General features: G+C 69.8%; 26 protein-coding genes. 15 read left to right on the top strand and 11 right to left on the bottom strand.

Going from position 1 to position 25,995, the window contains the following annotated elements; all coding sequences use genetic code 11:
* Positions 1 to 50: 50 nt before the first annotated feature.
* Positions 51 to 1,322 carry a malic enzyme-like NAD(P)-binding protein gene (locus QC818_RS10575; protein WP_309652825.1) on the bottom strand — a complete coding sequence of 424 codons (1,272 nt, stop codon included), beginning with the start codon at positions 1,320 to 1,322 and terminating at the stop codon, positions 51 to 53.
* 257 nt (positions 1,323 to 1,579) lie between these two features.
* Complete coding sequence (rpmE, locus tag QC818_RS10570) at positions 1,580 to 1,792, bottom strand: 50S ribosomal protein L31 (protein WP_309652824.1); 213 nt, start codon at positions 1,790 to 1,792, stop codon at positions 1,580 to 1,582.
* Between the two features lie 144 nt (positions 1,793 to 1,936).
* Here rpmE and QC818_RS10565 point away from each other — a divergent pair, with 144 nt between their 5' ends.
* The 13 genes from QC818_RS10565 to tatC all read left to right on the top strand — a co-directional run bounded on the left by QC818_RS10565 (position 1,937) and on the right by tatC (position 14,394).
* Positions 1,937 to 4,171: a primosomal protein N' gene (locus QC818_RS10565; RefSeq protein ID WP_309652823.1), complete on the top strand. Its 2,235-nt coding sequence runs from the start codon at positions 1,937 to 1,939 to the stop codon at positions 4,169 to 4,171.
* 251 nt (positions 4,172 to 4,422) lie between these two features.
* Complete coding sequence (gene argS, locus QC818_RS10560) at positions 4,423 to 6,108, top strand: arginine--tRNA ligase (RefSeq protein ID WP_309652822.1); 1,686 nt, start codon at positions 4,423 to 4,425, stop codon at positions 6,106 to 6,108.
* A gap of 3 nt (positions 6,109 to 6,111) precedes the next feature.
* Positions 6,112 to 6,822, top strand: a complete 711-nt coding sequence (locus QC818_RS10555; RefSeq protein WP_309652821.1) for an SPOR domain-containing protein — start codon at positions 6,112 to 6,114, stop codon at positions 6,820 to 6,822.
* A 189-nt stretch (positions 6,823 to 7,011) separates the two neighbouring features.
* Entirely contained in the window at positions 7,012 to 7,530 is a 519-nt protein-coding gene (gene hslV, locus QC818_RS10550; protein WP_309652820.1) for an ATP-dependent protease subunit HslV, read from the top strand.
* A gap of 2 nt (positions 7,531 to 7,532) precedes the next feature.
* Complete coding sequence (gene hslU / locus QC818_RS10545; RefSeq protein ID WP_309652819.1) at positions 7,533 to 8,855, top strand: ATP-dependent protease ATPase subunit HslU; 1,323 nt, start codon at positions 7,533 to 7,535, stop codon at positions 8,853 to 8,855.
* A 184-nt stretch (positions 8,856 to 9,039) separates the two neighbouring features.
* Complete coding sequence (locus tag QC818_RS10540) at positions 9,040 to 9,423, top strand: gamma-butyrobetaine hydroxylase family protein (protein ID WP_309652818.1); 384 nt, start codon at positions 9,040 to 9,042, stop codon at positions 9,421 to 9,423.
* Between the two features lie 125 nt (positions 9,424 to 9,548).
* Positions 9,549 to 10,304 (top strand): bifunctional demethylmenaquinone methyltransferase/2-methoxy-6-polyprenyl-1,4-benzoquinol methylase UbiE, encoded by a 756-nt coding sequence (gene ubiE / locus QC818_RS10535; RefSeq protein ID WP_309652817.1) that lies wholly within the window; start codon positions 9,549 to 9,551, stop codon positions 10,302 to 10,304.
* A gap of 7 nt (positions 10,305 to 10,311) precedes the next feature.
* Positions 10,312 to 10,950 carry a ubiquinone biosynthesis accessory factor UbiJ gene (locus QC818_RS10530; RefSeq protein WP_309652816.1) on the top strand — a complete coding sequence of 213 codons (639 nt, stop codon included), beginning with the start codon at positions 10,312 to 10,314 and terminating at the stop codon, positions 10,948 to 10,950.
* Positions 10,947 to 12,569, top strand: a complete 1,623-nt coding sequence (gene ubiB, locus QC818_RS10525) for a ubiquinone biosynthesis regulatory protein kinase UbiB (protein ID WP_309652815.1) — start codon at positions 10,947 to 10,949, stop codon at positions 12,567 to 12,569. Before QC818_RS10530 ends, ubiB begins: the two co-directional genes overlap by 4 nt.
* Before the next feature lie 27 nt (positions 12,570 to 12,596).
* A complete protein-coding gene (locus QC818_RS10520; protein ID WP_309652814.1) occupies positions 12,597 to 12,932 on the top strand; it encodes a phosphoribosyl-ATP diphosphatase in 336 nt (111 codons plus the stop codon).
* Between the two features lie 47 nt (positions 12,933 to 12,979).
* Positions 12,980 to 13,234, top strand: a complete 255-nt coding sequence (gene tatA, locus QC818_RS10515; protein WP_309652813.1) for a Sec-independent protein translocase subunit TatA — start codon at positions 12,980 to 12,982, stop codon at positions 13,232 to 13,234.
* Positions 13,235 to 13,240: 6 nt separating this feature from the next.
* Positions 13,241 to 13,621, top strand: a complete 381-nt coding sequence (gene tatB, locus QC818_RS10510; protein ID WP_309652812.1) for a Sec-independent protein translocase protein TatB — start codon at positions 13,241 to 13,243, stop codon at positions 13,619 to 13,621.
* Entirely contained in the window at positions 13,618 to 14,394 is a 777-nt protein-coding gene (gene tatC, locus QC818_RS10505) for a twin-arginine translocase subunit TatC (protein WP_309652811.1), read from the top strand. Before tatB ends, tatC begins: the two co-directional genes overlap by 4 nt.
* Before the next feature lie 217 nt (positions 14,395 to 14,611).
* Here the strand turns inward: tatC and elbB are convergent, their stop codons facing one another.
* Positions 14,612 to 15,274 carry an isoprenoid biosynthesis glyoxalase ElbB gene (elbB, locus tag QC818_RS10500; protein WP_309652810.1) on the bottom strand — a complete coding sequence of 221 codons (663 nt, stop codon included), beginning with the start codon at positions 15,272 to 15,274 and terminating at the stop codon, positions 14,612 to 14,614.
* 211 nt (positions 15,275 to 15,485) lie between these two features.
* Here elbB and hemB point away from each other — a divergent pair, with 211 nt between their 5' ends.
* Together hemB and ppk1 are read left to right on the top strand one after the other, a co-directional pair.
* Positions 15,486 to 16,493: a porphobilinogen synthase gene (gene hemB / locus QC818_RS10495; protein ID WP_309652809.1), complete on the top strand. Its 1,008-nt coding sequence runs from the start codon at positions 15,486 to 15,488 to the stop codon at positions 16,491 to 16,493.
* A gap of 44 nt (positions 16,494 to 16,537) precedes the next feature.
* Positions 16,538 to 18,742 (top strand): polyphosphate kinase 1, encoded by a 2,205-nt coding sequence (gene ppk1, locus QC818_RS10490; RefSeq protein ID WP_309652808.1) that lies wholly within the window; start codon positions 16,538 to 16,540, stop codon positions 18,740 to 18,742.
* A gap of 129 nt (positions 18,743 to 18,871) precedes the next feature.
* Here the strand turns inward: ppk1 and QC818_RS10485 are convergent, their stop codons facing one another.
* The 8 genes from QC818_RS10485 to rho all read right to left on the bottom strand — a co-directional run bounded on the left by QC818_RS10485 (position 18,872) and on the right by rho (position 25,707).
* Positions 18,872 to 19,384, bottom strand: coding sequence for a DUF3087 family protein (locus QC818_RS10485; protein WP_309652807.1), 513 nt, complete (start codon positions 19,382 to 19,384; stop codon positions 18,872 to 18,874).
* An 87-nt stretch (positions 19,385 to 19,471) separates the two neighbouring features.
* A complete protein-coding gene (locus QC818_RS10480) occupies positions 19,472 to 20,557 on the bottom strand; it encodes a 3-deoxy-7-phosphoheptulonate synthase (protein ID WP_309652806.1) in 1,086 nt (361 codons plus the stop codon).
* 6 nt (positions 20,558 to 20,563) lie between these two features.
* Positions 20,564 to 20,728, bottom strand: coding sequence for a hypothetical protein (locus tag QC818_RS10475; protein WP_309652805.1), 165 nt, complete (start codon positions 20,726 to 20,728; stop codon positions 20,564 to 20,566).
* Positions 20,729 to 21,055: 327 nt separating this feature from the next.
* Positions 21,056 to 21,184, bottom strand: a complete 129-nt coding sequence (locus QC818_RS10470) for a hypothetical protein (RefSeq protein WP_265331673.1) — start codon at positions 21,182 to 21,184, stop codon at positions 21,056 to 21,058.
* A gap of 42 nt (positions 21,185 to 21,226) precedes the next feature.
* Positions 21,227 to 21,940 (bottom strand): dihydromonapterin reductase, encoded by a 714-nt coding sequence (gene folM, locus QC818_RS10465; RefSeq protein ID WP_309652804.1) that lies wholly within the window; start codon positions 21,938 to 21,940, stop codon positions 21,227 to 21,229.
* The gene (locus QC818_RS10460) at positions 21,937 to 22,716 is read right to left on the bottom strand and encodes an NAD(P)H-flavin reductase (RefSeq protein WP_309652803.1); all 780 of its coding nucleotides are present in this window, start codon (positions 22,714 to 22,716) and stop codon (positions 21,937 to 21,939) included. The genes folM and QC818_RS10460 overlap by 4 nt, the downstream gene beginning before the upstream one ends.
* Positions 22,713 to 24,206 carry a 4-hydroxy-3-polyprenylbenzoate decarboxylase gene (ubiD, locus tag QC818_RS10455; protein WP_309652802.1) on the bottom strand — a complete coding sequence of 498 codons (1,494 nt, stop codon included), beginning with the start codon at positions 24,204 to 24,206 and terminating at the stop codon, positions 22,713 to 22,715. The genes QC818_RS10460 and ubiD overlap by 4 nt, the downstream gene beginning before the upstream one ends.
* A gap of 241 nt (positions 24,207 to 24,447) precedes the next feature.
* Entirely contained in the window at positions 24,448 to 25,707 is a 1,260-nt protein-coding gene (gene rho / locus QC818_RS10450) for a transcription termination factor Rho (RefSeq protein WP_309652801.1), read from the bottom strand.
* Between the last annotated feature and the right edge of the window lie 288 nt (positions 25,708 to 25,995).

Raw genomic sequence — 25,995 nt, 5'->3', positions numbered from 1 at the left:
CGACGCCGGCCCGAGGGCCGGCGTCGTCAGCGGTCGCGAAGCCGAGGCGATCAGCCGCCATAGACGTCGTCCACGGTCTTCAGCGGGTAGTGGGACGGATAGGGCTTGCGGGCCACGCCGGAGTCCACCGCCGCCTGGGCCACCGCCGAGGAGACGCGCTCCAGCAGCCGCACATCCACCGGGGTGGGAATGATGTAGTCGCGCCCGAAGGTCATGCTCTCCTTCTCGTAGGCGTCCAGCACCGCCTGGGGAACCGGCTCCCGGGCCAGGTCCTTCAGGGCGTGCACCGCCGCGACCTTCATCTCCTCGTTGATGCGCGTGGCGCGCACGTCCAGGGCGCCGCGGAAGATGAAGGGGAAGCCCAGCACGTTGTTGACCTGGTTGGGATAATCGGAGCGACCGGTGGCCATGATCACGTCGGGCCGGGCCTCCCGGGCCAGGTCCGGATGGATCTCCGGATCCGGGTTGGTGCAGGCGAAGACCACCGGATTGTCGGCCATCTTGCGGATGTGGTCGGGGGTCATCAGGCCCGGTCCGGACAGGCCGACGAAGACGTCGGCGCCCTCGATGGCATCGTCCAGGGTCCGCTTGTCGGTATCGACGGCAAACATCGCCTTGTACTGGTTGAGGTCCTCGCGGCCGCTGTGGATCACCCCCTTGCGATCCAGCATCACCAGGTTCTCGGCCTTGGCGCCGCAGGAGACCAGCAGCTTCATGCAGGCGATGGCCGCCGCCCCGGCGCCCAGGCAGACGATCCGGGCGTCCTCGAGCGACTTGCCGGCGATGTCCAGGGCGTTGAGCATGCCGGCCGCGGTGACGATGGCCGTGCCGTGCTGGTCGTCATGGAACACCGGGATGTTGCACTGCTCGACCAGGGCGCGCTCGATCTCGAAGCACTCCGGCGCCTTGATGTCCTCGAGATTGATCCCGCCCCAGGTGTCGGCGATGCGGGCCACGGTGTCGATGAAGGCCTGGGGGCTCTCGGCGTTGACCTCCAGGTCGGTGGAGTTGATGCCGGCGAAGCGCTTGAACAGCACGCCCTTGCCTTCCATCACCGGCTTGCTCGCCAGCGCGCCCAGGTTGCCCAGGCCAAGGATGGCGCTGCCGTCGGAGATCACGGCCACCAGGTTGCCCTTGCCGGTATAGAGATAGGCATGCTCCGGGTCACGGGCGATCTCGCGAACCGGCTCCGCCACGCCCGGGCTGTAGGCCAGGGCGAGATCTCGAGAGGTGGCGGTGGGCTTGGTCAGCTCCACCGACAGCTTCCCGGGGATGGGCTTCGCGTGATAGTCCAGTGCCGCCTGTCTCTTCGCGTCAGTCATGCTCAGGATCCGGTCTCGAGTGATGTTGAGAAAATCCAGAATATAAAAAAAACTTCCATTTCTCAACTTAGTAAGATTACGCCACGGAAGACGCCCGTTTGCCGACGTTCGATACTATTTGCCAAAACTTATGCTCAAGGCGATAGGTATAAACAATCCCTTATCGACACACCGGGCACCAACAAAGAACCCGCCACGAGGGGCGGGTTCTTCGTTCGAGCGATGTCGGGGCCGGCGGCCGACCGCCGGCGCACGCATCAGCGCTTGAGCGCGGCACCGAAGCGCTTGTTGAAGCGCTCGACGCGGCCACCGGTGGTCGCCTGCTTCTGCTTGCCGGTGTAGAAGGGGTGGCACTGCGAGCAGACGTCCAGGTACAGGTCCTGATCGGCGGTGGAGCCGACCTCGAAGGTGGCGCCGCAGGAACAGGTCGCGCTGACCGTCTTGTAATTCGGATGGATACCTTGTTTCATCTTGAGCCTCGTTGCGCTGTATGCCGCCACCTGATCCCGTGCCAGGCACCGCATACGGGTTGTCTGAACGTTCAAACCGGGCGCCGCCCCACCCAGGGTGACGCGGCGGCCGAGCATTCTAGCAGAGCCGTCCCCGGAGGCCAATTGTCCGATTCCCCCCCGGCGCCCGCGGTGCTGGGCATCGCCGTGCCCTCGCCGCTGCGCCGCCTGTTCGACTACCGCCCCGCCGGCGCGCCCCCGGCGGGGGGCTGGCAGCCGGGGCTGCGGGTTCGGGTGCCCTTCGGCCGCCGCCGGGTGGTGGGCGTGGTCCTCGAGTGCCGCGAAGCCAGCGACCTGCCGCTGTCGCGGCTGAAGCCGATCGACGAGCGCCTCGACGAGACCCCGCTGCCCCCGGACTGGCTGTGGCTGTGCCGTTTCACCGCCCGCTACTACCAGCACGCGCCGGGGGACACCCTGCATCAGGCGATGCCGGTGCTGCTGCGCCAGGGGCGCGCCCTGGAACCCCGCACCCGGGAACGCTGGCGCATCACGCCGGCGGGGCGGGACGAGGCGCCGGCGAGCCTGACCCGGGCGCCCCGCCAGGCCGAGCTGCTGAGCATGCTGCGCCAGCACCCCCACGGGCTGGTCACCCAGGCGATCCTCGCCCAGTCGTTCACCCGCGACCAGCTGCGGGCGCTGGCGGCCAAGGGCCTGGCCGAGCGCCACGAGGAGCCACGCACCGCCGGCGACACGACCTCGGCCGCGCGGCTGGCCGAGCCGGCGTTGCCGCTCAACCGGGAGCAGGCCGCCGCCCTGGCCGCCCTCCACGAGGGCCTGGACGCCTTCCACCCCTGCCTGCTCCACGGCGTCACCGGCAGCGGCAAGACCGAGGTCTACCTGCAGCTGATCGAGGCGGTCGTCGATCGCGGCCGCCAGGCCCTGGTGCTGGTGCCCGAGATCGGCCTGACCCCGCAGACCCTGGCCCGCTTCCGGCGCCGCTTCCGGGTGCCCGTGGTGGCCCTGCATTCCGGCCTCACCGACCACGAGCGCCTGGATGCCTGGGAGGCGGCGGCCAGCGGCCGGGCGCCGATCGTCATCGGCACCCGCTCGGCGATCTTCACCCCCCTGGCCCGGCCCGGGGCGATCATCGTCGACGAGGAGCACGACGGCTCCTTCAAGCAGCAGGAAGGGCTGCGCTATCACGCCCGGGACCTGGCGGTGGCCCGCGCCCACCATCACGGCGTGCCGCTGGTGCTGGGCAGCGCCACCCCGTCGCTGGAGAGCCTGCAGCGCGCCCTGTCCGGCGACTACCGGCACCTGCGCCTGACCCAGCGGGCCAGCCGCCATGCGCCGGCCCGCCTGGAGCTGGTCGACCTGCGCGGCCGGCCCCGCCGGGGCGGGCTGATCCCGCCGGTGATCGAGGCCATCGAGGCGACGCTGACCGCCGGGCACCAGGTGCTGGTGTTCATCAATCGGCGCGGCTTCGCGCCGACCCTGAGCTGCCACGCCTGCGGCTGGATGGCCGAGTGCGACCACTGCGACGCCCGGCTCACCCTGCATCGCCAGCCGCCGCTGCTGGCCTGCCACCACTGCGACCGGCGGCGCGGCCTGCCCGACGCCTGCCCCGAGTGCGGCAGCGGCGACCTGCGCCCCCTGGGCAGCGGCACCGAGCGCACCGAGGAGACCCTGGCCGAACGCTTCCCCGAGACCCCGGTGCACCGCATCGACCGCGACAGCACCCGGCGGCGGGACGCCCTGGAACAGACCCTCGCCGAGGTCCGCCGCGGCGAGCCCTGCCTGCTGGTGGGCACCCAGATGCTGGCCAAGGGCCATCACCTGCCCCACGTGACCCTGGTGGTGGTGGTCAACGCCGACGCCGGCCTCTACTCCAGCGACTTCCGCGCCCTGGAGCACAGCGCCCAGCTGCTCGAGCAGGTCGCCGGACGCGCCGGACGCGCCGCCCATCCCGGCCGGGTGCTGGTGCAGACCCTGCATGCCGACGACCCCAACCTGCGGCTGCTGGCGGCCCGAGGCTACGACGCCCTGGCCGAGCGCCTGCTGGAGGAGCGCCGCGCCGCCGCCCTGCCCCCCTTTCGCTTCCTGGCCCTGCTGCGCCTCGAGGCGCCCGCGGAGGAGGCCGTCAACGACCTGGGCCGGCGCGCCGCCGAGGCCCTGCGCGCCCACCTCGACGCGCGCGGGCTGGACGTCGACTGCCTGGGGCCGGTCCCCGCCCCCATGGAGCGGCGCCAGAACCGCTACCACCTGCAGGTCATGCTCGGCGCCGACCGCCGCAGCCGGCTGCACGAGGCCGGCGCCTGGCTGGTCGCCTGGCTGGAGGCCGACCCGGCGGCGCGCCGGGTGCGCTGGTCGCTGGATATCGATCCGCAGACGCTGGCCTGACAGGGGCGAGGGGCGAGGGGCGAGGGGCGAGGGGCGAGGGGCGAGGGGCAGCCTCGAGGCCATCCTTCTTTTCACAAGCCCCGCTCCGAGGTCTTGCTTGCCGCTTACGGCTCGTGGCTTACAGCTCCCCGCCCCGGCGAAGCCGAGGCGGGGTCGGGGTTTAAAGCCCGCGCCCGATTGTCGATAATATGCGGCCAAATGCCCGCCGACGGGCGACTGACCCGCCCGCGCCACAGGACATCAGATTCCCCATGAAAGACACCATCATCTCCCTGCTGGAAGGCGCCCTGGCCGAGCTCAAGCGCCAGGACGTGCTGCCCGCCGACCTCGCCCCGACCATCAAGGTCGACCCCACCAAGGACAAGGCCCACGGCGACTACGCCACCAACCTGGCGCTGATGCTCGCCAAGCCCGCCGGCAAGAAGCCCCGCGAGCTGGCCGAGGCCCTGGTCGCGGCGCTGCCGGAGAGCGACGCCGTGGCCAGGGTCGAGATCGCCGGTCCCGGCTTCGTCAACTTCTTCGCCGCCACCGACGCCGCCGCCCAGGTCGTGCGCCAGGTGCTGGACGCCGGCGACGCCTTCGGCCGCAGCCTCACCGGCCAGGGCCGGAAGGTGCAGGTAGAGTTCGTCTCCGCCAACCCCACCGGCCCCCTGCACGTCGGCCACGGCCGCGGCGCGGCGATCGGCGACTGCCTCTGCCGCCTGCTCGAGGCCACCGGCCACGACGTCACCCGGGAGTTCTACTACAACGACGCCGGCGCCCAGATCACCAACCTGGCGCTGTCCGTCCAGGCCCGGGCCAAGGGCATCGACCCCGAGGACGAGGGCTGGCCGGCGGATGGCTACCGGGGCGGCTACATCATCGACGTGGCCAACGCCTACCTGGCCCGGGAGGCGGTGCACGCCGACGACCGTCACGTCACCGCCAAGGGCGACCCGGAGGACCTGGACGCCATCCGCGACTTCGCCGTGGCCTACCTGCGCCGCGAGCAGGACCTGGACCTGCGCGCCTTCGGCGTGGAGTTCGACGTCTACTTCCTGGAGTCCTCGCTGTACCGCGACGGCAAGGTCGAGGCCACCGCCGCGCGCCTGGCCGAGCAGGGCCACACCTACGAGCAGGACGGCGCCACCTGGCTGCGCACCACCGACTTCGGCGACGACAAGGACCGGGTGATGCGCAAGTCCGACGGCGACTTCACCTACTTCCTGCCCGACGTGGCCTATCACCTGGACAAGTGGCAGCGCGGCTTCACCACCGTGATCAACGAGCAGGGCGCCGACCACCACTCCACGGTGACCCGGGTCCGCGCCGGCCTGCAGGCCCTGGAGGCCGGCATCCCCCAGGGCTGGCCGGACTACGTGCTGCACCAGATGGTGATGGTCACCCGCTCCGGGGTGGAGGTGAAGCTCTCCAAGCGCGCCGGCAGCTACGTCACCGTGCGCGACCTGATCGACGAGGTCGGCCGCGACGCCACCCGCTTCTTCCTGGCCGCGCGCCGCGCCGACTCCCAGCTGACCTTCGACATCGACCTGGCGCGTTCGCAGTCCAACGACAACCCGGTCTACTACGTGCAGTACGCCCATGCCCGGGTGTGCAGCATGCTGCGCCGCGCCGAGGCCGCCGGCCAGCCCTTCGAGGCCGCCCTGGCGACGGACAGCCTGGGCCGGCTGGAGGCCGAGCAGGAGAAGGCGCTGATGAACCGCCTGGCCCGCTATCCGGAGGTCGTCGAGCACGCCGCCGCCACCCGGGAGCCCCAGCAGATCGCCCAGTACCTGCTGGACCTGGCCGCGGAGTTCCACTCCTGCTACAACGCCGTGAAGGTGATGGTCGAGGACGACGCCCTGCGCAACGCCCGCATGGCGCTGTTCCTGGCCGCCCGCCAGGTGCTGCGCAACGGCCTGGACCTGATGGGCGTCGGCGCCCCCGAGGAGATGTAAGCCATGGCCAGCCGCAAGCCTGCCGCCAACCGCAAGCGCGGCGCCACCAGCAGCAGGAAGCGCCCGGCCAAGCCGCCGCGCCGCGGCCTGCCGGGCTGGCTATGGGGGCTTGGCGGCCTGGTGGCCGGCTTCCTGATCTCCCAGCACCAGCACGGCACGGCGCCCTGGCAGGACGGCCCGGAGACCGCTCCCCCGCCCCCGGTGGCCGGGCCCGATGCCAGGCCGCCAGCGGAGGACGAGGCGGCGCCCCCGGCGCGCGAGGAGCCGCCCATGCCGACCTTCGAGTTCTATACCCTGCTGCCGGAATCCGAGGTGATCGCCCCGGGCGACCAGGCCTCCACCGCGACCCCGCCGCCGCGCCGCGACGAGGCGGACGCGGCGCCGGCCGAGCCGTCCGCCCCCGCGGACGATCCCATCGCCCGGGTGATCGCCGCCAACAGCGCCCCGGTGGAGGAGGCGCCCCGGACGGCCGAGGCGGACGGCCGCTACGTGCTGCAGGCCGCCTCCTTCCGGGCCCCCGGCGACGCCCGCCAGCTGGCCGGCCGGCTCCAGGACTTCGGCCTGCTGGCCAAGATCAGCGAGGTCCAGACCGGCGACGGCGCCACCTGGCACCGCGTCCAGGTGGGCCCCTACAGCGATCGCCGCGAGCTCGACCGCGCCCGGGACCTGATGGCCACCCAGGGCATCGAGCCGCTGCTGATCCAGCTGCAGTGACGCCCGCCGCTTGAATTCCGGGCCACCCGCCCGCACCTCCCCTGAAACTCATGTCACGGCGTCGCCCGCGGCGCCGCAAAGGGAATCGCTGCACGGTTCGGCGAGCCAAGCGTTGTCTCGCCCGCGCCCCGTGCTCCGCCATTCCAAAGTCATCGGGAGCCGAGCGCTCCCACAAGGAGAGTCCCCTCCATGACCACGATCGTTTCCGTGCGTCGCGGCGACCAGGTGGCGCTGGCCGGCGACGGCCAGGTGTCGCTGGGCAACACCGTGATGAAGGGCAACGCCAGCAAGGTGCGCCGCCTCTACCGCGGCCAGGTGCTGGCCGGCTTCGCCGGCGGCACCGCCGACGCCTTCACCCTCTTCGAGCGCTTCGAGGCCCAGCTCGAGAAGTACCAGGGCAACCTGGTCAAGGCCGCCGTGGAGCTGGCCAAGGACTGGCGCACCGACCGCGCCCTGCGCCGCCTGGAGGCGCTGCTGGCGGTGGCCGACAAGCACGCCTCGCTGATCATCACCGGCAACGGCGATGTGGTGGAGCCCGAACGCGGCATCATCGCCATCGGCTCCGGCGGCAACTATGCGCTGGCCTCCGCCCGGGCCCTGCTCGAGAACACCGAGCTGTCGGCCCGCGAGATCACCGAGAAGTCGCTGGAGATCGCCGGCGACATCTGCGTGTACACCAACCACCACATCACGCTGGAAGAGCTCTGATCATGACCCGGATGACCCCCCGCGAGATCGTCCACGCCCTGGACCAGTACATCATCGGGCAGCAGGACGCCAAGCGTGCCGTGGCGGTGGCCCTGCGCAACCGCTGGCGGCGGACCCAGCTCGACGAGGAGCTGCGCCAGGAAGTCACGCCCAAGAACATCCTGATGATCGGCCCCACCGGGGTGGGCAAGACCGAGATCGCTCGCCGGCTGGCCAAGCTGGCCCGGGCCCCCTTCCTCAAGGTCGAGGCCACCAAGTTCACCGAGGTGGGCTACGTGGGCCGCGACGTCGAGTCGATCGTCCGCGACCTCACCGAGGCGGCCATCAAGCTGGTCCGCGAGCAGGCCAAGGAAGAGGTCGCCCATCGCGCCGAGGACGCCGCCGAGGACCGCATCCTCGACGCCCTGCTGCCGCCGCCCCGCGGCCAGGAGAACGAGCCGCGCACGGAGAACGCCACCCGCCAGTCGTTCCGCAAGAAGCTCCGCGAGGGCCAGCTGGACGACAAGGAAATCGACATCGAGGTCACGCCCCAGAGCCAGGGCGTCGACATCATGACCCCGCCGGGCATGGAGGAGATGACCAGCCAGCTGCAGAACCTGTTCTCCAGCATGGGCAAGCAGAAGACCGAGACCCGCCGGGTGGCGGTCAAGGACGCCTTCGCGCTGCTGCGCGACGAGGAGGCGGCCAAGCTGGTCAACGAGGACGACATCAAGCAGCGCGCCATCGAGGCGGTCGAGCAGCACGGCATCGTCTTCCTCGACGAGCTCGACAAGGTGGCCAAGGGCGGCGGCCAGTCCAGCGGCGGCGAGGTGTCCCGCGAGGGCGTGCAGCGCGACCTGCTGCCGCTGATCGAGGGCTCCACCGTGTCCACCAAGCACGGCATGGTGAAGACCGACCACATCCTGTTCATCGCCTCCGGCGCCTTCCACCTGTCGCGCCCCTCGGACCTGATCCCCGAGCTGCAAGGCCGGCTGCCGATCCGGGTCGAGCTCGACGCCCTGACCCCGGACGACTTCAAGCGCATCCTCACCGAGCCGTCGGCGGCGCTGACCCGCCAGTACGCGGCGCTGCTCGCCACCGAGGGCCTCGAGGTGACCTTCACCGAGGACGGCATCGAGCGCATCGCCGAGATCGCCTGGAAGGTCAACGAGGGCACCGAGAACATCGGCGCCCGGCGGCTGCACACCGTGATGGAACGCCTGCTCGAGGAGGCCTCCTACCAGGGCTCGGATATCGGCAGCCCGCTGACCATCGACGCCGCCTACGTCGACTCCCAGCTCGGCGAGCTGGCGGTGGACGAGGACCTGTCGCGTTACATTCTCTAAGACGCGGCTCCGCCGCTCGAAGCCGGAAGAACGGCGCTTCGCGCCTGAGGAAGCGCGGCTACGCCGCTAAAAGAGTGAAGTACGGCGCTTCGCGCCTTGAAGGGGGAAGGAATGAGCATAGCCTGTCTTCCCTCTTCCCTCTTCCCTCTTCCCTCTTCCGCCTTTCCTCTCACCGGAGGTGCCCATGTCCGCCCCGATTCCCGTCAAGGTGCATTACCACAAGCAGGCCCGCGAGCTCGAGCTGACCTACGAGGACGGCGAGCGTCACCGGCTGTCGGTGGAATACCTGCGGGTCTTCTCGCCCTCCGCCGAGGTGCGCGGCCACGGCCGCGGCCAGGAGACCCTGCAGGTCGGCAAGAAGCACGTCGGGCTGGCCAACATCACCCCGGCCGGCCGCTATGCGCTCAAGCTGCACTTCGACGACGGCCACGACAGCGGCCTCTACAGCTGGGACTACCTGCACGAGCTGATCGTCAACCGGGAGGCCTACTGGGCCGACTACCTGCAACGCCTGGAAGACGCCGGCGCCTCCCGTGAGCCGCTGGGCATCGAGATCAAGCAACTCTAGGCGATGGCCCCGTGCGCCCCGACCGGCGTCAAGACAAGGGTCACCGCGGGACGCTACAATGGCCCATCGCGCGAGGCCGCCGGGCCTCGCCCCTACTGTGCAGCGGATTCGGGAGCCACCCTCGCATGACCTCCAGCGACAAGCGCACCACGCACTTCGGCTACCAGGACGTTCCGGTCGAGGAAAAGGCCGCCCGGGTGGCCGACGTCTTCCATTCCGTGGCCGCCCGCTACGATGTCATGAACGACCTGATGTCCTTCGGCATCCACCGGCTGTGGAAGCGCCTGACCATCGAGCGGGCCGGGGTGCGGCCGGGCCACAGCGTGCTGGACATCGCCGGCGGCACCGGCGACCTGACCGCGAAGTTCTCGCGCCTGGTCGGCCCCCGCGGCCGCGTGGTGCTGGCCGACATCAACGAGTCCATGCTGCGCGTGGGCCGCGACAAGCTGCTCGACCGCGGCGTGGGCGGCAATGTCGAGTACGTCCAGGCCAACGCCGAGACGCTGCCCTTCCCGGACAACACCTTCGACTGCATCACCATCGCCTTCGGCCTGCGCAACGTCACCGACAAGGACGCCGCCCTGCGCTCCATGGCCCGCGTGCTCAAGCCCGGCGGCCGGCTGCTGGTGCTGGAGTTCTCCAAGCCCGGCAATCCGCTGCTCAACCGGGCCTACGACGACTACTCCTTCCATCTGCTGCCGCGCATGGGCCAGCTGGTGGCCGGCGACGCCGACAGCTACCGCTACCTCGCCGAGTCGATCCGCATGCACCCCGACCAGGAGACCCTCAAGGGCATGATGCAGGCCGCCGGCCTGGAGCGCGTCGAGTACACCAACCTGACCGGGGGCATCGTCGCCCTGCACCGCGGCATCAAGCTGTGAGGTCATGATGGCGCTGACACCGACCCTGCTGCTGGGCGGCCTCGAACGCGGCCTGAACGCCCTGCTCGCCCGTGACCCCGCCGCGCCCGGCCGGCTGGCGCGCCTGGCGGGCCAGCGCATCCTGCTGCGCCTCGAGCGCCCCGCCCTCACCCTGGCCATGGCCTTCCACCCCCAGGGGATCGATCTGCTGCGGCCCGACGACGAGCCCGAGACCGCCTTCGACGCCGTGGTCGAGGCCGACGCCGAGACCCTCGGCGAGCTGCTCGGCGGCGCACCGCTGGAGCGCCTGATGTTCCAGGGCAAGCTGGCGGTGCGCGGTCGCATCCACCTGCTGGAAGCGACCCGGGACCTGCTGATGGACCTCGACCTGGACTGGGAGGGCGAGCTGGCCCGCTGGCTGGGCGACGTCCCCGCCCACAGCCTGGCCGAGGGGGTCCGCCACCTGGGGCGCTGGGGGCTGCGCACCCGCCAGGAGCTGTGCGCCGACGTGGCCGAGTACGTCTTCGAGGAGGCGCGCCTGCTGCCCGGCCGCCACCAGTTCGAGGGCCTGCGCGACCACCTCACCGAGCTGGAGGTGGCCACCGACCGCCTCGAGGCGCGCCTGGCGCGCCTGCGTCGCCGCCTGGAACGGGGAGGCGACGCATGATCCCCCGGTTGGCGCGCATCGCCTGGGTCGTCACTCGCTACCGCCTCGACACCCTGATCCCCAAGGAGCGGCTGCCCTGGTGGCTGCGCGGCCTGCTCGCCCTGTCGCCGCTGCGCCTGGTGCCCGTCGGCCCCCGCCCGAGGGGCCAGCGGCTGCGCCTGGCCCTCGAGACCCTGGGCCCGATCTTCGTCAAGTTCGGCCAGGTGCTGTCCACTCGGCGCGACCTCTTCCCCGAGGACATCGCCGACGAGCTCCGCCGCCTCCAGGATCAGGTGCCGCCCTTCCCCGGCGAGACGGCCCGGCGCCTGGTCGAGGCGGAGCTGGACATGCCCCTGGCCGAGGCCTTCGCCGAGTTCGCCGCCGAGCCGCTGGCCTCGGCCTCGGTGGCCCAGGTCCACGCCGCCCGGCTGCCCGGCGGCGAGGAGGTGGTGGTCAAGATCATCCGCCCCGGCATCGAGCGGGTGATGCGCCAGGACATGGCGCTGCTCTACCGGCTCGCCGCCGTGCTGGCGCGCATCCCCGAGGCGCGCCGGCTGCGCCCGGTGGAGGTGGTCCGCGACTACGAGTCGACCCTGTTCGACGAGCTGGACCTGACCAAGGAGGCCGCCAACACCTCCCAGCTCAAGCGCAACTTCAAGGGCTCGCCGCTGCTGTTCGTGCCGGCCATCCACTGGTCGCTGACCCGCCGCCGAGTGATGGTCCAGGAACGCATCCACGGGGTGCCGGTGGCCGACACCGCGGCCCTGGAGGCTCAAGGCACCGATCTGCGCAAGCTCGCCGAGCGCGGGGTCGAGATCTTCTTCACCCAGGTGTTCCGCGACAACTTCTTCCATGCCGACATGCACCCGGGCAACATCTTCGTCTCCCGGGAGGCGCCCTGGAACCCGCAGTACATCGCCATCGACTGCGGCATCGTCGGCAGCCTGACCCGGGAGGACCAGGACTACCTGGCGCGCAACCTGCTGGCCTTCTTCCACCAGGACTACTACGAGGTGGCGGCCCTGCATATCGAGTCGGGCTGGGTCGGCGAGGACACCCGGGCCAACGAGTTCGCCGCCGCGGTGCGCACCGTGTGCGAGCCGATCCTCGAGAAGCCGCTCAAGGACATCTCCTTCGGCCAGGTGCTGCTGGGCCTGTTCCAGACCGCCCGGCGCTTCAACATGGAGGTCCAGCCCCAGCTGGTGCTGCTGCAGAAGACGCTGCTCAACATCGAGGGGCTGGGCCGCCAGCTCTACCCGGACCTGGACCTGTGGAGCACCGCCAAGCCCTTCCTGGAAGAGTGGATGAAGGAGCGCGCCGGGGCTCGGGGGCTCTGGGAGTCCATGAAGCGCCAGGCCCCGGAGCTTTCCCGCCAGCTGCCCGAGCTGCCGGTGCTGGCCCACCAGGCCCTGGCCCGGGCCGAGCACGGCCACCAGCAGCAGCGCCGCCAGGGCGAGGCCATCGGCGCGATCCGCCGACGCCTCGACCGGCGCGCCGGCGGCCAGCGACGGCTGCGCCTGGGGCTGCTGCTTCTGGCGACGGCACTCGCCTGGCAGCCGCTGGTCGAATGGGCAGGCGGACAGCCCTGGCCGGTGCTGGCGGCGGCGGCCCTCGGTGGCCTGCTGCTGGTCTGGAACTGATCACCCTCTGCAACGGAACCGTCTCATATGAGCGATATACTCGATCGCCTCGACGAGGTCCTCGAAAGCCGGCGCCAGGCCGATCCCGAGACCTCCTACGTGGCCAGCTTGCATCACCGGGGCCTGAACAAGATACTCGAGAAGGTCGGCGAGGAGGCCACCGAGACCCTGCTGGCGGCCAAGGACGCCGAGCGCGGCGGCGACGACGCCCGCCAGGCGCTGATCGCGGAGACGGCCGACCTGTGGTTTCATAGCCTGGTGATGCTCTCGCACCTGGGGCTCGACCATGCCCAGGTCCTCGACGAGCTGTCCCGACGCTTCGGCCTGTCCGGCCACGACGAGAAGGCCGCGCGGCAACGATAGACGCACCTCCGGGCCCTCGCCCGGCGCCCCAACCAGAGGAACACCCTATGTTAGGCGGTATCAGCATCTGGCAACTCCTGATCGTCCTCGGCATCATCATCCTGATCTTCGGCACCAAGAAGCTGCGCAACGTCGGCGGCGACCTGGGCGGCGCCGTGAAGGGCTTCAAGAAGGCCATGCACGAGGACGACAAGGAGGCGGAGAGCGACAAGCCCCAGGCGCAGGTGCGCCATGACGACGAGGGCGAGACCTACGACGTCCGGGCGGAGCGCAAGCCTGAGGAACAGGAAGAACGCAAGTAAGCCGCCATGTTCGACATCGGCTTTCTCGAACTCCTGATCCTCGGCGTGGTGGGCCTGCTGGTGCTGGGCCCCGAGCGCCTGCCCAGGGCCGCCCGCACCGCCGGGCTGTGGGTCGGGCGCATCAAGCGCACCGTGTCCGGCATGCAGCGCGACATCAGCGCCCAGCTCGAGGCGGAGGAGCTTCGCCAGAAGCTCGACGAGCAGCAGAAGAAGCTGGACGAGGGACTCGACCGGGTCAAGCGCGACGTCGAGCGCTCGGTCGAGGACGCGCCCGCCGAGGATACCGCCGCCCCGACCCCGGAGCGCCGCCTGGACGACGCCCTGAGCCGGGCGCGACAGCCCGGTGACACGGATACCGACGCCCACGAGGACTCCGCCGCCCGATGAGCCACTCCGACGATTCCCGGGGCCCCGAACCGGCCCAGGCCCCGCTGATCGAGCACCTGGTCGAGCTGCGCTCGCGCCTGCTGCGCGCCGTGGTCGCCGTGCTGGTGATCTTCCTGGGGCTCTACGCCTTCGCCAACGACATCTACGCCTTCGTGGCCCAGCCGCTGATGGCGCTGCTGCCGGAAGGCTCGCGGATGATCGCCACCGAGGTCGCCTCGCCGTTCCTGGCCCCGTTCAAGCTGACCCTGGTGGTGGCGGTGTTCATCGCCGTGCCCTATGTGCTGCACCAGGCCTGGGCCTTCGTCGCCCCGGGGCTGTACGACAACGAGAAGGCCCTGGCGATGCCGCTGCTGGCCTCCAGCGTGGCGCTGTTCTACGCCGGCGCCGCCTTCGCCTACTATGTGGTCTTCCCGCTGCTGTTCCAGTTCTTCACCCAGACCGGGCCCGAGGACGTGGCGGTGATGACCGACATCAACCAGTACCTGAACTTCGTCCTCAAGCTGTTCTTCGCCTTCGGGGTGGCCTTCGAGATCCCCATCGCCACCTTCCTGCTGATCCTGACCGGGGCGACCAGCGTGGAGAGCCTGTCGAAGAAGCGCCCCTATGTGGTGCTGGGCTGCTTCGTGGTGGGCATGCTGATGACCCCGCCGGACGTGGTCTCCCAGAGCCTGCTGGCGGTGCCCATGTATCTGCTCTACGAGGTCGGCCTGCTGTTCGGCCGCCTGGTGCGCCGCAAGCGCGACCGGGATGCCGCCGACGAGGACGAGCAATAAGAGGGAAGAGGGAAGAGGGAAGAGGGAAGAGGGAAGAGGGAAGAGGGAAGAGGGAAGAGGGAAGAGGGAAGCCAGAATAGTGGTTCTTCTTCCCTCTTCAAGGCGCGAAGCGCCGTACTTCCTTCTTATAGCGGCGTAGCCGCGCTTCCTCTGGCGCGAAGCGCCGTACTTCCCTCTTGAAGCGGCGCAGCCGCGTTCTTCCTGAGCCGCTTCGCGGCTACAGGTCCATCAGCTCGTCGATGCGATCCACCAGCTTGAAGATGCCGTTGGCCGCCTCGCCGAGGCGGGTCGCCATCATGTAGGCCGGGGTGGTGACCACCCGGTGCTCGAAGTCCACCACGATGTCCTCCACGCCGCAGCTGCGATGCAGGCCGCCCATGCTGCTGATCGCCCCGGCCACCCCCGGGTCGTGGCCGATGGTCACGGCGATGCCCGGCCCCAGCAGGCGCGGCACCATCACCGGGGCGATGCACATCAGGCCGATGGGCTTGCGATCCTCGTGGAAGGCCGAGACGGCCTCCACGAGCTGCTCCTGGATGACCATGTCGGCGCCGGCCTGGGCGTAGTTGGACAGGTTCTTGGCCGCGCCGAAGCCGCCGGGCAGGATGACGGCATCGAACTCGTCGGCCTCCAGCGCATCCAGCGGCGAGACCTCGCCGCGGGCCAGCCGCGCCGATTCGACCAGCACGTTGCGGGTCTCCCCCGCCACCGGCTCGCCGGTGCGGTGATCCACCACATGATGCTGGTCGATGTCCGGGGCGAAGCAGCGATACCCGATCCCCAGCTGGTCCAGGCGCAGCAGGGTCAGGGTGGTCTCGTAGATCTCCGAGCCGTCCTGGACGCCGCACCCCGACAGAATGACCGCCACCTGTTTGCTCATTGTCTCGTACTCCTCGAACGCGTCTGCCTGCCCATGGCGGCAGGGTGGGTAAAGGTGAGCCATCACTGTAGAGAGTCGCTGGGGGTGCGACAAGGCGCGTCTTTCGGGGGCCGTGTGCCCTGATATACTCGGTCCATTGTCATCGTTTCGTCATCAATGGCCGCCAGACTCGAAGCTGGCGGCTCCGGTCACCGCCTTCGGAGAAGATGCCTTGAGTTTCACGACCTCCCGACACTACCCGGCGACCCGCATGCGCCGCATGCGCCGCGACGACTTCTCGCGCCGGCTGATGCGCGAGCACACCCTGACCGCCGCCGACCTGATCTGGCCGGTGTTCGTGCTCGAGGGCGAGAACCAGCGCGAGGCGGTGCCCTCGATGCCCGGCGTGGAGCGCCTGTCGCTGGACCTGCTGATCGAGGAGGCCAAGGAGGCCCGCGACCTGGGTATCCCGGTGCTGGCGCTGTTCCCGGTGGTGGACGCCTCGCGCAAGAGCGAGCTGGCCGAGGAGGCCTACAACTCCAGCGGGCTGGTCCAGCGCAGCGTGCGCGCCCTCAAGGCGGCGGTGCCCGAACTCGGCATCATGACCGACGTGGCCCTCGACCCCTACACCAGCCACGGCCAGGACGGCATCCTCGACGAGGACGGCTACGTGCAGAACGACCGCACCGTGGAGACCCTGCTCAAGCAGGCGCTGTCCCACGCCGAGGCCGGCGCCGACATCGTCGCTCCCTCGGACATGATGGACGGCCGCATCGGCGCCATCCGCCAGGTGCTGGAGCAGGAGCAGCTGCACAACACCCGGATCATGGCCTACAGCGCCAAGTACGCCTCGCGCTACTACGGCCCCTTCCGCGACGCCGTGGGGTCCGCGGCGAACCTCGGCCGCGCCGACAAGTCCACCTACCAGATGGATCCGGCCAACGGCGAGGAGGCGCTGCACGAGGTGGCCCTGGACCTGGCCGAGGGCGCCGACATGGTGATGGTCAAGCCGGGCATGCCCTACCTGGACGTGGTGCGGCGCATCAAGGACGAACTCAAGGTCCCGACCTTCGCCTACCAGGTGAGCGGCGAGTACGCCATGCACATTGCCGCCTTCGACAACGGCTGGCTGGACGCCGACGCCGTGATGCTCGAGTCGCTGATGTGCTTCAAGCGCGCCGGCGCCGACGGCGTGCTGACCTATTTCGCCAAGCGAGCGGCGAAACTGCTCGCGGACTAACCGCCGGACGGGGTGCCCCTTCCGGCCGACGACAGGGAACACCCATGGACGAATCGCGCAGCCCCGACACCCCCGTCAGCGGGGAACCACTGCCCGTTGGGGAGGCCCCCAGCGAGCCGCCGGCGCCGCGGCTGAACCAGACGCGCACCGGGATCAAGCCCAAGGCGCTGCCGGACCCTGAGGCCGACCTCACGGACCCGGGCCTGTACTTCAACCGCGAGCTGTCGCACCTGCAGTTCAACGTGCGGGTGCTGGAGCAGGCCCTTGACGAGGCTCACCCGCTGCTCAACCGGCTGATGTTCCTGCTGATCTTCTCGTCGAACATGGACGAGTTCTTCGAGATCCGGGTCGCCGGCCTCAAGAACCAGGTGATGCTCGGCGACGCGACGCCGGGCAGCGACGGGCGCTCGCCACGCTCGGTGCTGACCGAGATCGCCCAGATCGCCCATGAGCAGGTGGAACGCCAGTACCGCATCCTCAACGAGGCGCTGATCCCCGCCATGGAGGCCCAAGGCATCCGCTTCCGGCGCCGCGGCGACTGGACGGAGGCCCAACAGGCCTGGGTGCGCGACTACTTCGAGGCCGAGATCATGCCGGTGATCAGCCCCATCGGCCTGGACCCCTCGCACCCCTTCCCGCGGCTGGTCAACAAGAGCCTCAACTTCATCGTCGAGCTGGAGGGCAAGGACGCCTTCGGCCGCGAGGGCGGCCTGGCCATCCTGCCGGCCCCGCGCTCGCTGCCCCGGGTGATCGCCCTGCCCGGCGAGCTCTGCGAGGCGGGCTTCACCGAGTACGCCTTCCTGTCATCGATGATCCACGCCCATGCCGAGGAGGTCTTCCCCGGCATGAAGGTGCGCGGCTGCTACCAGTTCCGCCTGACCCGCAACGCCGACCTCTCGGTGGACCCGGAGGACGTCTCCGACCTGGCCTCGGCGCTGCGCGGCGAGCTGCTCTCGCGGCGCTACGGCAGCGGCGTGCGCCTGGAGGTGGCCGACAACTGCCCCGACGACCTGGCCGAGTTCCTGCTCCGACAGTTCGAGCTCGAGGAAGCCGACCTCTATCGGGTCAACGGCCCGGTGAACCTGACCCGGATGATGTCGGTGCTGGGCGATGCGGATCGTCCCGAGCTGACCTACCGGGCCTTCACCCCGGGGCTGCCCAAGGCGCTGAAGAAGCGCGACAGCGTCCTCCAGGCGATGACCGAGGGCGACATCCTGCTCCACCACCCCTTCCACTCCTTCTCGCCGGTGGAGGAGATGCTGCGCGAGGCGGCCCGGGATCCGGAAGTGCTGGCCATCAAGCAGACCCTCTACCGCACCGGCGCCGACTCGCCGATCGTCAACGCCCTGGTGGAGGCCGCCGGCAACGGCAAGGAAGTCACGGTGGTGATCGAGCTGCGGGCGCGCTTCGACGAGGCCGACAACCTGGCCCTGGCCTCGCGGCTGCAGGAGGCCGGCGCCATCGTCATCTACGGGGTGATGGCCTACAAGACCCACGCCAAGATGATGCACGTGGTGCGCCGCGAGAAGGGCCAGCTGCGGCATTACGCCCACCTGGGCACCGGCAACTACCACTCCAAGACCGCCAAGCTCTACACCGACTACAGCTTGCTCACCGCCGATCCGGTGCTGTGCGCCGACGTGCACAAGGTCTTCCAGCAGCTGTCCGGCATGGGCCGGGCGCGCAAGATCGAGAAGCTGCTGCATGCCCCCTTCACCCTGCACGAGCGGCTGGTGGCGATGATCGACCGGGAGGCCGAGCACGCCCGCAAGGGCAAGCGCGCCCACCTGATCATCAAGTGCAACTCGCTCACCGAGCCCAAGCTGATCCAGGCCCTTTACCGGGCCTCCCAGGCCGGCGTGGAGTGCGACCTGATCATCCGCGGCCAGTGCTGCCTGCGCCCCGGGGTCCCGGGCATCTCCGAGACCATCCGGGTGCGCTCGATCATCGGCCGCTTCCTGGAACACACCCGGGTCTTCCATTTCCACAACGACGGCAAGCCCGAGACCTGGGGATCCAGCGCGGACTTCATGGCCCGCAACATGTTCCACCGCGTGGAGACCTGCTTCCCGCTGCTGGACAAGAAGCTCGCGGCCCAGGTGCGCAAGGACCTGGAGACCTACCTGGTGGACAACTGCCAGAGCTGGCTGCTGCGTCCCGACGGCACCTACGTCAAGCAGAACCCCGGCGAGGCGGCCCCGATCAGCGCCCAGGAGACGCTGCTCTATGCCTATGCGGCCCGGGCCTAGCTGCTCCTATTAACTTGGCAATCAAAGAGATCAGGATGATCTCTTTGATTGTCGCCCGCGCCGGCCTGGCGGCCGGCGGCGGCACTTCCCTGTGCCGCGATTAACCCGACATACAACCTTGCCGGGTTACTAACCGCGCTTGAAGGCGGCCAGATCCGCGTCCTCGAGTCCCTCGACCCGCTCCGGCAGGCCCTGGGCCTGCCGGGCCAGGCGCACCCGCTGGCGCTCGGCGAGCAGCTCGGCATCGTCGTCCAGGGTGCGTCCCTCCAGCTCGGCGAGCTGGGCCATGCCCCGGTGATAGAAGGCCAGCACCGCCAGGGCCCGCGGGTCGCCCTCCTCCATGCCCCGGCGCAGCGCCGGCAGGTAGCCGCTGACCCGCGACAACGCCTGCTTGAGCTGCCAGCCGTAGCGCACCGGCCCCATCCAGGGACGGTCGCGCAGCAGCATCACCACCAGGCTGGTCGCCAGCAGTCCCAGCAGCACGCCCAGGGCGTTCATCCAGAAGCCGGCGCCGACCGTGGCCGCCAGCAGCTGGGTGAACACCAGCCCGAAGACGATCAGTTGCCCGGCCATGGCCAGGGCGACGCGGCGAGAGGTGCGGCGGTAGGTATCGGGGTCGTGGGATTCCAGGCGGAAGGACATGCGGCGACGGCTCCGGGACGGCGGGGGATGCCGGGATTATCCCGACATCCCCGCTCCGGGTACAGCCGGCGCTGGCCGTCGCGGGCGCTAGTCTCTCGGATCGGCGTCCACGTCCCGCAGCCGCTCCGCCGCGCTGGTCAGCAGGTGCTCGGTGGTCTCCCAGCCGATGCAGGCGTCGGTGACCGAGACGCCGTAGCGCAGCTTGCCCGGGGCCAGCGGCTGCTTGCCCTCGTGAAGATGGCTCTCGAGCATCAGCCCCACCAGGGAGGCGTCGCCGGCCAGCCGCTGGTCGAGGACATTGAGCATCACCTCGCTCTGGCGACGGTGATCCTTGCGGGCGTTGGCGTGGCTGCAGTCGACCATCAGGCGCGGCGTCTGGCCGGCCGCCTCGAGGGCCCGGCGGGCCGCCGCCACCTGGGGCGCCCGGTAGTTGGGCTCGCCGTGGCCGCCGCGCAGCACCGCATGGGTATGGGGGTTGCCGGGCGTCTCGCGCACCGTGGGGCGGCCGTCGGCGGCCATGGCGAAGTGCTGGTGGGAATGGGCCGCGGCGCGCATGGCGTCCACCGCCACCTGGAGGTCGCCGCTGGTGGCGTTCTTGAAGCCGACCACCGCCTCGAGGCCGCTGGCCAGCTCGCGGTGCAACTGGGACTCGGTGGTGCGGGCGCCGATCGCGACCCAGCTCAGCAGGTCGTCGAGGTAGGGGGCCAGCATCGGCTGCAGCAGCTCGGTGGCCACCGGCAGGCCCAGCTCGGCGATCTCGCGCATCAGCGAGCGCGAGAGCTCCAGGCCCCGGGCCAGGTCGCCGCGACCGTCCAGGTCGGGGTCGTAGGCCAGGCCCTTCCAGCCGACGGTGGTGCGCGGCTTCTCCACGTAGACGCGCATCACCGGCAGGATGCGATCCTCGATGGCCGGCGCCAGGGCGGCCAGGCGGCGGGCATAGTCCAGGGCGGCCTCGGGATCATGGATCGAGCAGGGCCCGACCACCACCAGCAGGCGGTCGTCGCGGCCGGCGAGGATATCGCGGATAGCCTGGCGCTGGACCGCGATGCGGCGGCTCAGGCCCGGCGACAGCGGCAGCGCCTCGCGCAGCGCCGCCGGAGTGGGCAGGGAGGTGTCGGTCCGGCGCGCCATGGCGGGCTCGGTGGAACAGGCAAGGGATACGGGGGCGTTCATGGGGCATCAACTCCGTGAGCGGGAACATCGGCTGGGCGTCATGCCACCGTTGCGCTCACGGTCGGAGGTGGCGCACTGACCCGACCGCGCATCGCTAAATCGCCAACCATAGCCGTAATAGTCGCGTCCCGAGAGGCGGAAGGCGGCGTAGGCGCGGTCGAATGCGGTCATGGGTCATCTCCTCGTCTGTGTCAGGGGGCCGAAACGCAGAACCCCCGGGCGGGGTTGCCGTCCGGGGGTTCTGCATGTCGGAGGCAACCCTGGTCGGGGCGTGCCTCGCGGCGTCGTCCTGAGCGGTGTCAGGCGCCAGCCGCCGGCACGCCGGCGCTAAACCAGTACCAATAGGATGCCACGCCGACGGCCGCCTCGCGGCCACGGGCGAACGCCGCCGCGGGGGCGGGAGGCTGGCTCGCTGTGGCGAAGGGGGTCGGCGTCATGGTCGTCTCCTGTGTCTCCGGACATCCTGCCGTGTCGCGGGCCGGATGGCAAGGGCGGGGCTCAACCGGTGGCCAGCTGCACCCAGCCGATGGTGGCCGGCAGGGCGCTCATGCCCACCAGCACCGCCAGGCCCAGGAAGACCGACAGCAGGCCGCTGTCGTCCTTGAAGTTCTCGTCGTGTCCTGCCATGGGAAGGTGTCCTCTCGGTGTTGTCGTCAGGATCCCGGCATTCTAGCGAAGATGGCGACCGCCATCGACCGGCAGGGTGACGCCGGTGACGTAGCGGTTGTCGAGCAGGTAGCGCAGGCTCTGGTGGATCACCCCGGGGCCGGGGATCAGCTCCATGGCCGACTTGGCGCGCGCCTTCTCGGCGTAGGCCGCGTCGTCGCCCTCGTTGAGCATGATCATCGCCGGGGCGATGGCGTTGACCTGGATCGAGGGCGCGTACATCGCCGCGAAGGACAGGGTCAGGCTCTCCAGCCCCGCCTTGGTGGCGGCATAGGCGGCGTGCTTGCGGGAGCCATGGCGCGCCACGTAGTCGGTCATGTGGACGATGTCGCGCATCGGCTCGGTGCACGCCTCGAGCAGGTCGCGGGCCTCCTGGTTGATCAGGTAGGGCGCCAGCATGTGCACCCGGAACAGACGCTCGAAATTCTCCCCGGCGTCCTCGGCATCAGAGTCCGGCGCCCAGTCGCTGGCATTGTGGACGATGGCCCGCAGCGACGAGGTCTCGGCGCGCAGCCGGGCCAGGAAGTCGCGGATGCCGGCCTCGTCGGCGAAGTCGGCCTGCAGGGTGACGATGCCCCGCTCGCGCAGCGCCGCCAGCTCCTCGCGCTCGCGGCGATAGCTGACGATCACCGGATGCCCCTCGTCGACGAGTCGCTCGGCGCAGTGGCGGCCCAGGCGCTGGGCGCCGCCGGTGATCAGGATCGGCGAGACGCTCATGCCCGCCGCTCCTTCACCAGGCTGCCCACCGTGGGCACCAGCGGATCCCGGGGGGCGTAGGCGAAGACGTCCGAGAACACCCGCGTCGGCTCGAGCCCCAGCGAGGCCAGGACGTCGACGCAGGCATAGACCATGCCCGGCGAGCCGGAGAGATAGACGTCATGGCCGGCCACGTCGTCCAGGCACTCGCCGAGCACCTCGTCGATGCGTCCCCGGTGCCCCTGGATGCGCTCGGCATCGAAGGAGGCGTCCATGCCCTGCTCGCTGACCCCGTGGAAGGTCAGGCCGGGATGGGTCGCCGCCCACTCCCGGGCCAGGCTTTCCAGGTAGAGCTCGCGGCGCTCCTTGGCCGCCCACCACAGGGCGATCTCGCGCTCGGGGTCGGCGTGCAGCGCCGCCTCGACGATGGCCTTCATCTGGGCGAAACCGGTGCCGGCGGCCACCAGCAGCAGCGGCCGGGTACTGTCCGGGTCGAGCACGCAGTCGCCGCCGGGCAGGCGCAGGGTCAGCTGCCGCGCCTCCACCAGCAGCTCGCGCAGCTTCGCCGAGTTGCCCCGCTCCGGCCAGTGCTGGATATGCAGCTCGAGCCGGCCGTCGCCGCCGTGGGCGTTGGCGATGGAGAAGGGCACCCAGGTCTCGGGGTCCAGCTGCATCTCCAGGTACTGGCCCGGCACATGGGCCATGGCCTCGGCGCGGCCTTCCAGGCGCACCCGGAAGACGTCGGGAGTGAGGTCCTCGACCTCGACGACCTGGCAGGTCAGGGTCCTTGCCGTCATGAATGCCTCTTGTCGATGTCAGGGGTGTCGATGCCCAGCTCGGCCCAGCGCTCGCCGACGCGCGCCTTGACGGCGGCGTCCATGACGATGGGATCGCCCCACTCGCGGTCGGTCTCGCCGGGCCACTTGTTGGTCGCATCCAGGCCCATCTTGGACCCCAGCCCCGCCACCGGGGAGGCGAAGTCCAGGTAGTCGATGGGGGTGTTCTCCACCAGCACGGTATCCCGGGCCGGGTCCATGCGGGTGGTGATGGCCCAGATCACGTCCTGCCAGTTCCGGGCGTCCACATCGTCGTCGAGGACCACCACGAACTTGGTGTACATGAACTGGCGCAGGAAGCTCCACACCCCCATCATCACCCGCTTGGCGTGGCCGGGGTACTGCTTCTTCATGGTCACCACCGCCATGCGGTAGGAGCAGCCTTCCGGGGGCAGGTAGAAGTCGACGATCTCCGGGAACTGGCGCCGCAGGATCGGCACGAAGACCTCGTTGAGCGCCAGCCCCAGCACCGCCGGCTCGTCGGGCGGGCGGCCGGTGTAGGTGGAGTGGTAGATGGCGTCGCGGCGCATCGTCATGCGGGTCACCGTGAACACCGGGAAGGTCTCCACCTCGTTGTAGTAGCCGGTATGGTCGCCGTAGGGCCCCTCGGGAGCGGTGTCGTCCGGATAGAGGAAGCCCTCGAGGATGATCTCGGCGGACGCCGGCACCTGGAGGTCGGCGTGGCCGCACTTGACCAGCTCGGTGCGCGAGCCGCGCAGCAGCCCGGCGAAGGCGTACTCGGAGAGGCTGTCCGGGACCGGCGTCACGGCGCCGAGGATGGTCGCCGGATCGGCGCCCAGCGCTACCGCCACCGGGAAGGGCTCGCCGGGGTGCTCGCGGCACCACTCCTGGAAGTCCAGGGCGCCGCCGCGATGGGACAGCCAGCGCATGATCAGGCGGTTGCGCGAAAGCTTCTGCTGACGGTAGATCCCCAGGTTCTGGCGCTTCTTGTGCGGGCCCTTGGTGATCACCAGCGGCCAGGTGACCAGCGGCGCGGCATCGCCGGGCCAGCAGTGCTGGATCGGCAGGCGGTCGAGGTCGACGTCGTCGCCCTCGAACACCAGCTCCTGCACCGGGGCGCGACGCAGCGTCTTGGGCCCCATGCTCAGCACCTGCTTGTAGACCGGCAGCTTGTCCAGGGCGTCGCGGAAGCCCTTGGGCGGCTCCGGCTCCTTGAGGAAGGCCAGCAGCTCGCCCACCTCGCGCAGGGCATCCACCGACTCCTGGCCCATGCCCAGGGCGACCCGCTTCGGGGTGCCGAAGAGGTTGCCGAGCAGCGGCATGTCGTGGCCCTTGACGTTCTCGAACAGCAGCGCCGGCCCGCCGGCCCGCAGGGTGCGATCGCAGATCTCGGTGATCTCCAGATAGGGATCCACCTCGGCGGTGACGCGCCTGAGCTCGCCCTGCGCTTCGAGTGCCGCGATGAACTCGCGCAAGTCCCGGTACTTCATGCGGTTTCTCGCTTCCCTGAACGACGAAAGGGGCAGCATAGCATGCCGCCCCTCGAGGATGCTGCGCCTGGCCGCCATGAGCCCGACCTCTGACCTGTCGAGCTCGGTTAGCTGGCCATCGGCGCGTCATGAGCGCAGCGGAGACAAGGCGAATCCGAGCGAGGGCCGCGGAGTGTACGAGCCGTACATGAGCAGGCCGAGCGAGGATTCAACGCCGTATCCGCAAGCGCAATAGCACCGATCAGCGTCGCTTCATGGCCTCGAAGAACTCGATATTGGTCTTGGAATCCTTCAGGCGATCGATCAGGAACTCGGTGGCCGCCACGTCCTCCATGGGGTTGAGCAGTTTGCGCAGGATCCACATGCGCTGCATCTCTTCCTCGGAGGCGATCAGGTCCTCGCGGCGGGTGCCGGAGCGGCGGATGTTGAGGGCCGGGTAGACGCGCTTCTCGGCGAGCTTGCGGTCCAGGTGGGCCTCCATGTTGCCGGTGCCCTTGAACTCCTCGAAGATCACCTCGTCCATCTTCGAGCCGGTGTCGACCAGCGCCGTGGCGATGATGGTCAGGCTGCCGCCCTCCTCGATGTTGCGCGCCGCGCCGAAGAAGCGCTTGGGCTTCTCCAGGGCATGGGCGTCGACACCGCCGGTCAGCACCTTGCCGGAGCTCGGCACCACGGTGTTGTAGGCCCGGGCCAGGCGGGTGATGGAGTCGAGCAGGATCACCACGTCCTTCTTGTGCTCGACCAGGCGCTTGGCCTTCTCGATCACCATCTCGGCCACCTGGACGTGACGGGCCGGCGGCTCGTCGAAGGTGGACGCCACCACCTCGCCGCGCACCGTCCGCGACATCTCGGTGACCTCCTCGGGCCGCTCGTCGATCAGCAGCACGATCAGGTGGCACTCGGGATTGTTGCGGGTGATCGAGGTGGCGATGTTCTGCAGCATCAGCGTCTTGCCCGCCTTGGGGGGCGAGACGAGCAGGCCGCGCTGGCCCTTGCCGATGGGGGCGGTCAGATCGATGATCCGCGCCGTGAGATCCTCGGTGGAGCCGTTGCCGATCTCCATGCGCAGCCGCTCCTGGGGGAACAGCGGCGTGAGGTTCTCGAAGAGGATCTTGTGCTTGGCGTTCTCCGGCTTGTCGAAGTTGATCTCGCTGACCTTCAACAGCGCGAAGTAACGCTCCCCTTCCTTGGGCGGACGAATCTTGCCGGAGATGGAGTCGCCCTTGCGCAGGTTGAAGCGCCGGATCTGGGAGGGCGAGACATAGATGTCATCGGGGCCGGCCATGTAGGAACTGTCGGCGCTGCGCAGGAAGCCGAACCCGTCCTGCAGGATCTCCAGGACGCCATCGCCGTAGATGGCCTCGCCGCTCTTGGCATGCTTCTTGAGGATGGCGAAGATGATGTCCTGCTTGCGGGAGCGTGCCAGGTTGTCGATGCCCATCCCGCGGGCGATCTCCAGGAGTTCCGGCACGGGCTTTTGCTTGAGTTCGGTAAGATTCATCGGTGTGTTCAGAAGTTGCTCGTGAAAGCCGGGCAAGTCATGCGCCGTGATGAGACAGGAGGCGAGACATTAACGCCGCGTGGATGCGTTCAGAGCCCGGACAGGCTGCCTCTCGTCGGATGCGGATCATGGCCGAGGGGGCAACCGCACTGTGGGGGATGCCGGGCCAGTCTCGGGAGCGAGGGAGCAGGTTCATTTCGCCTGAATCAGCGGCTCGTGGCCAGCGGCCAGGGTTGCGGGCTGATTGCAGTGGGCTATCTGACGACTTGGAGTTGACCGCGGCGCAGT

It is taken from the genome of Halomonas koreensis (assembly GCF_031451675.1).
Taxonomy (GTDB): domain Bacteria; phylum Pseudomonadota; class Gammaproteobacteria; order Pseudomonadales; family Halomonadaceae; genus Halomonas; species Halomonas koreensis.
Note: the sequence above shows the minus strand (reverse complement) of the source record. Positions and strands in the feature narration are given on the sequence as shown.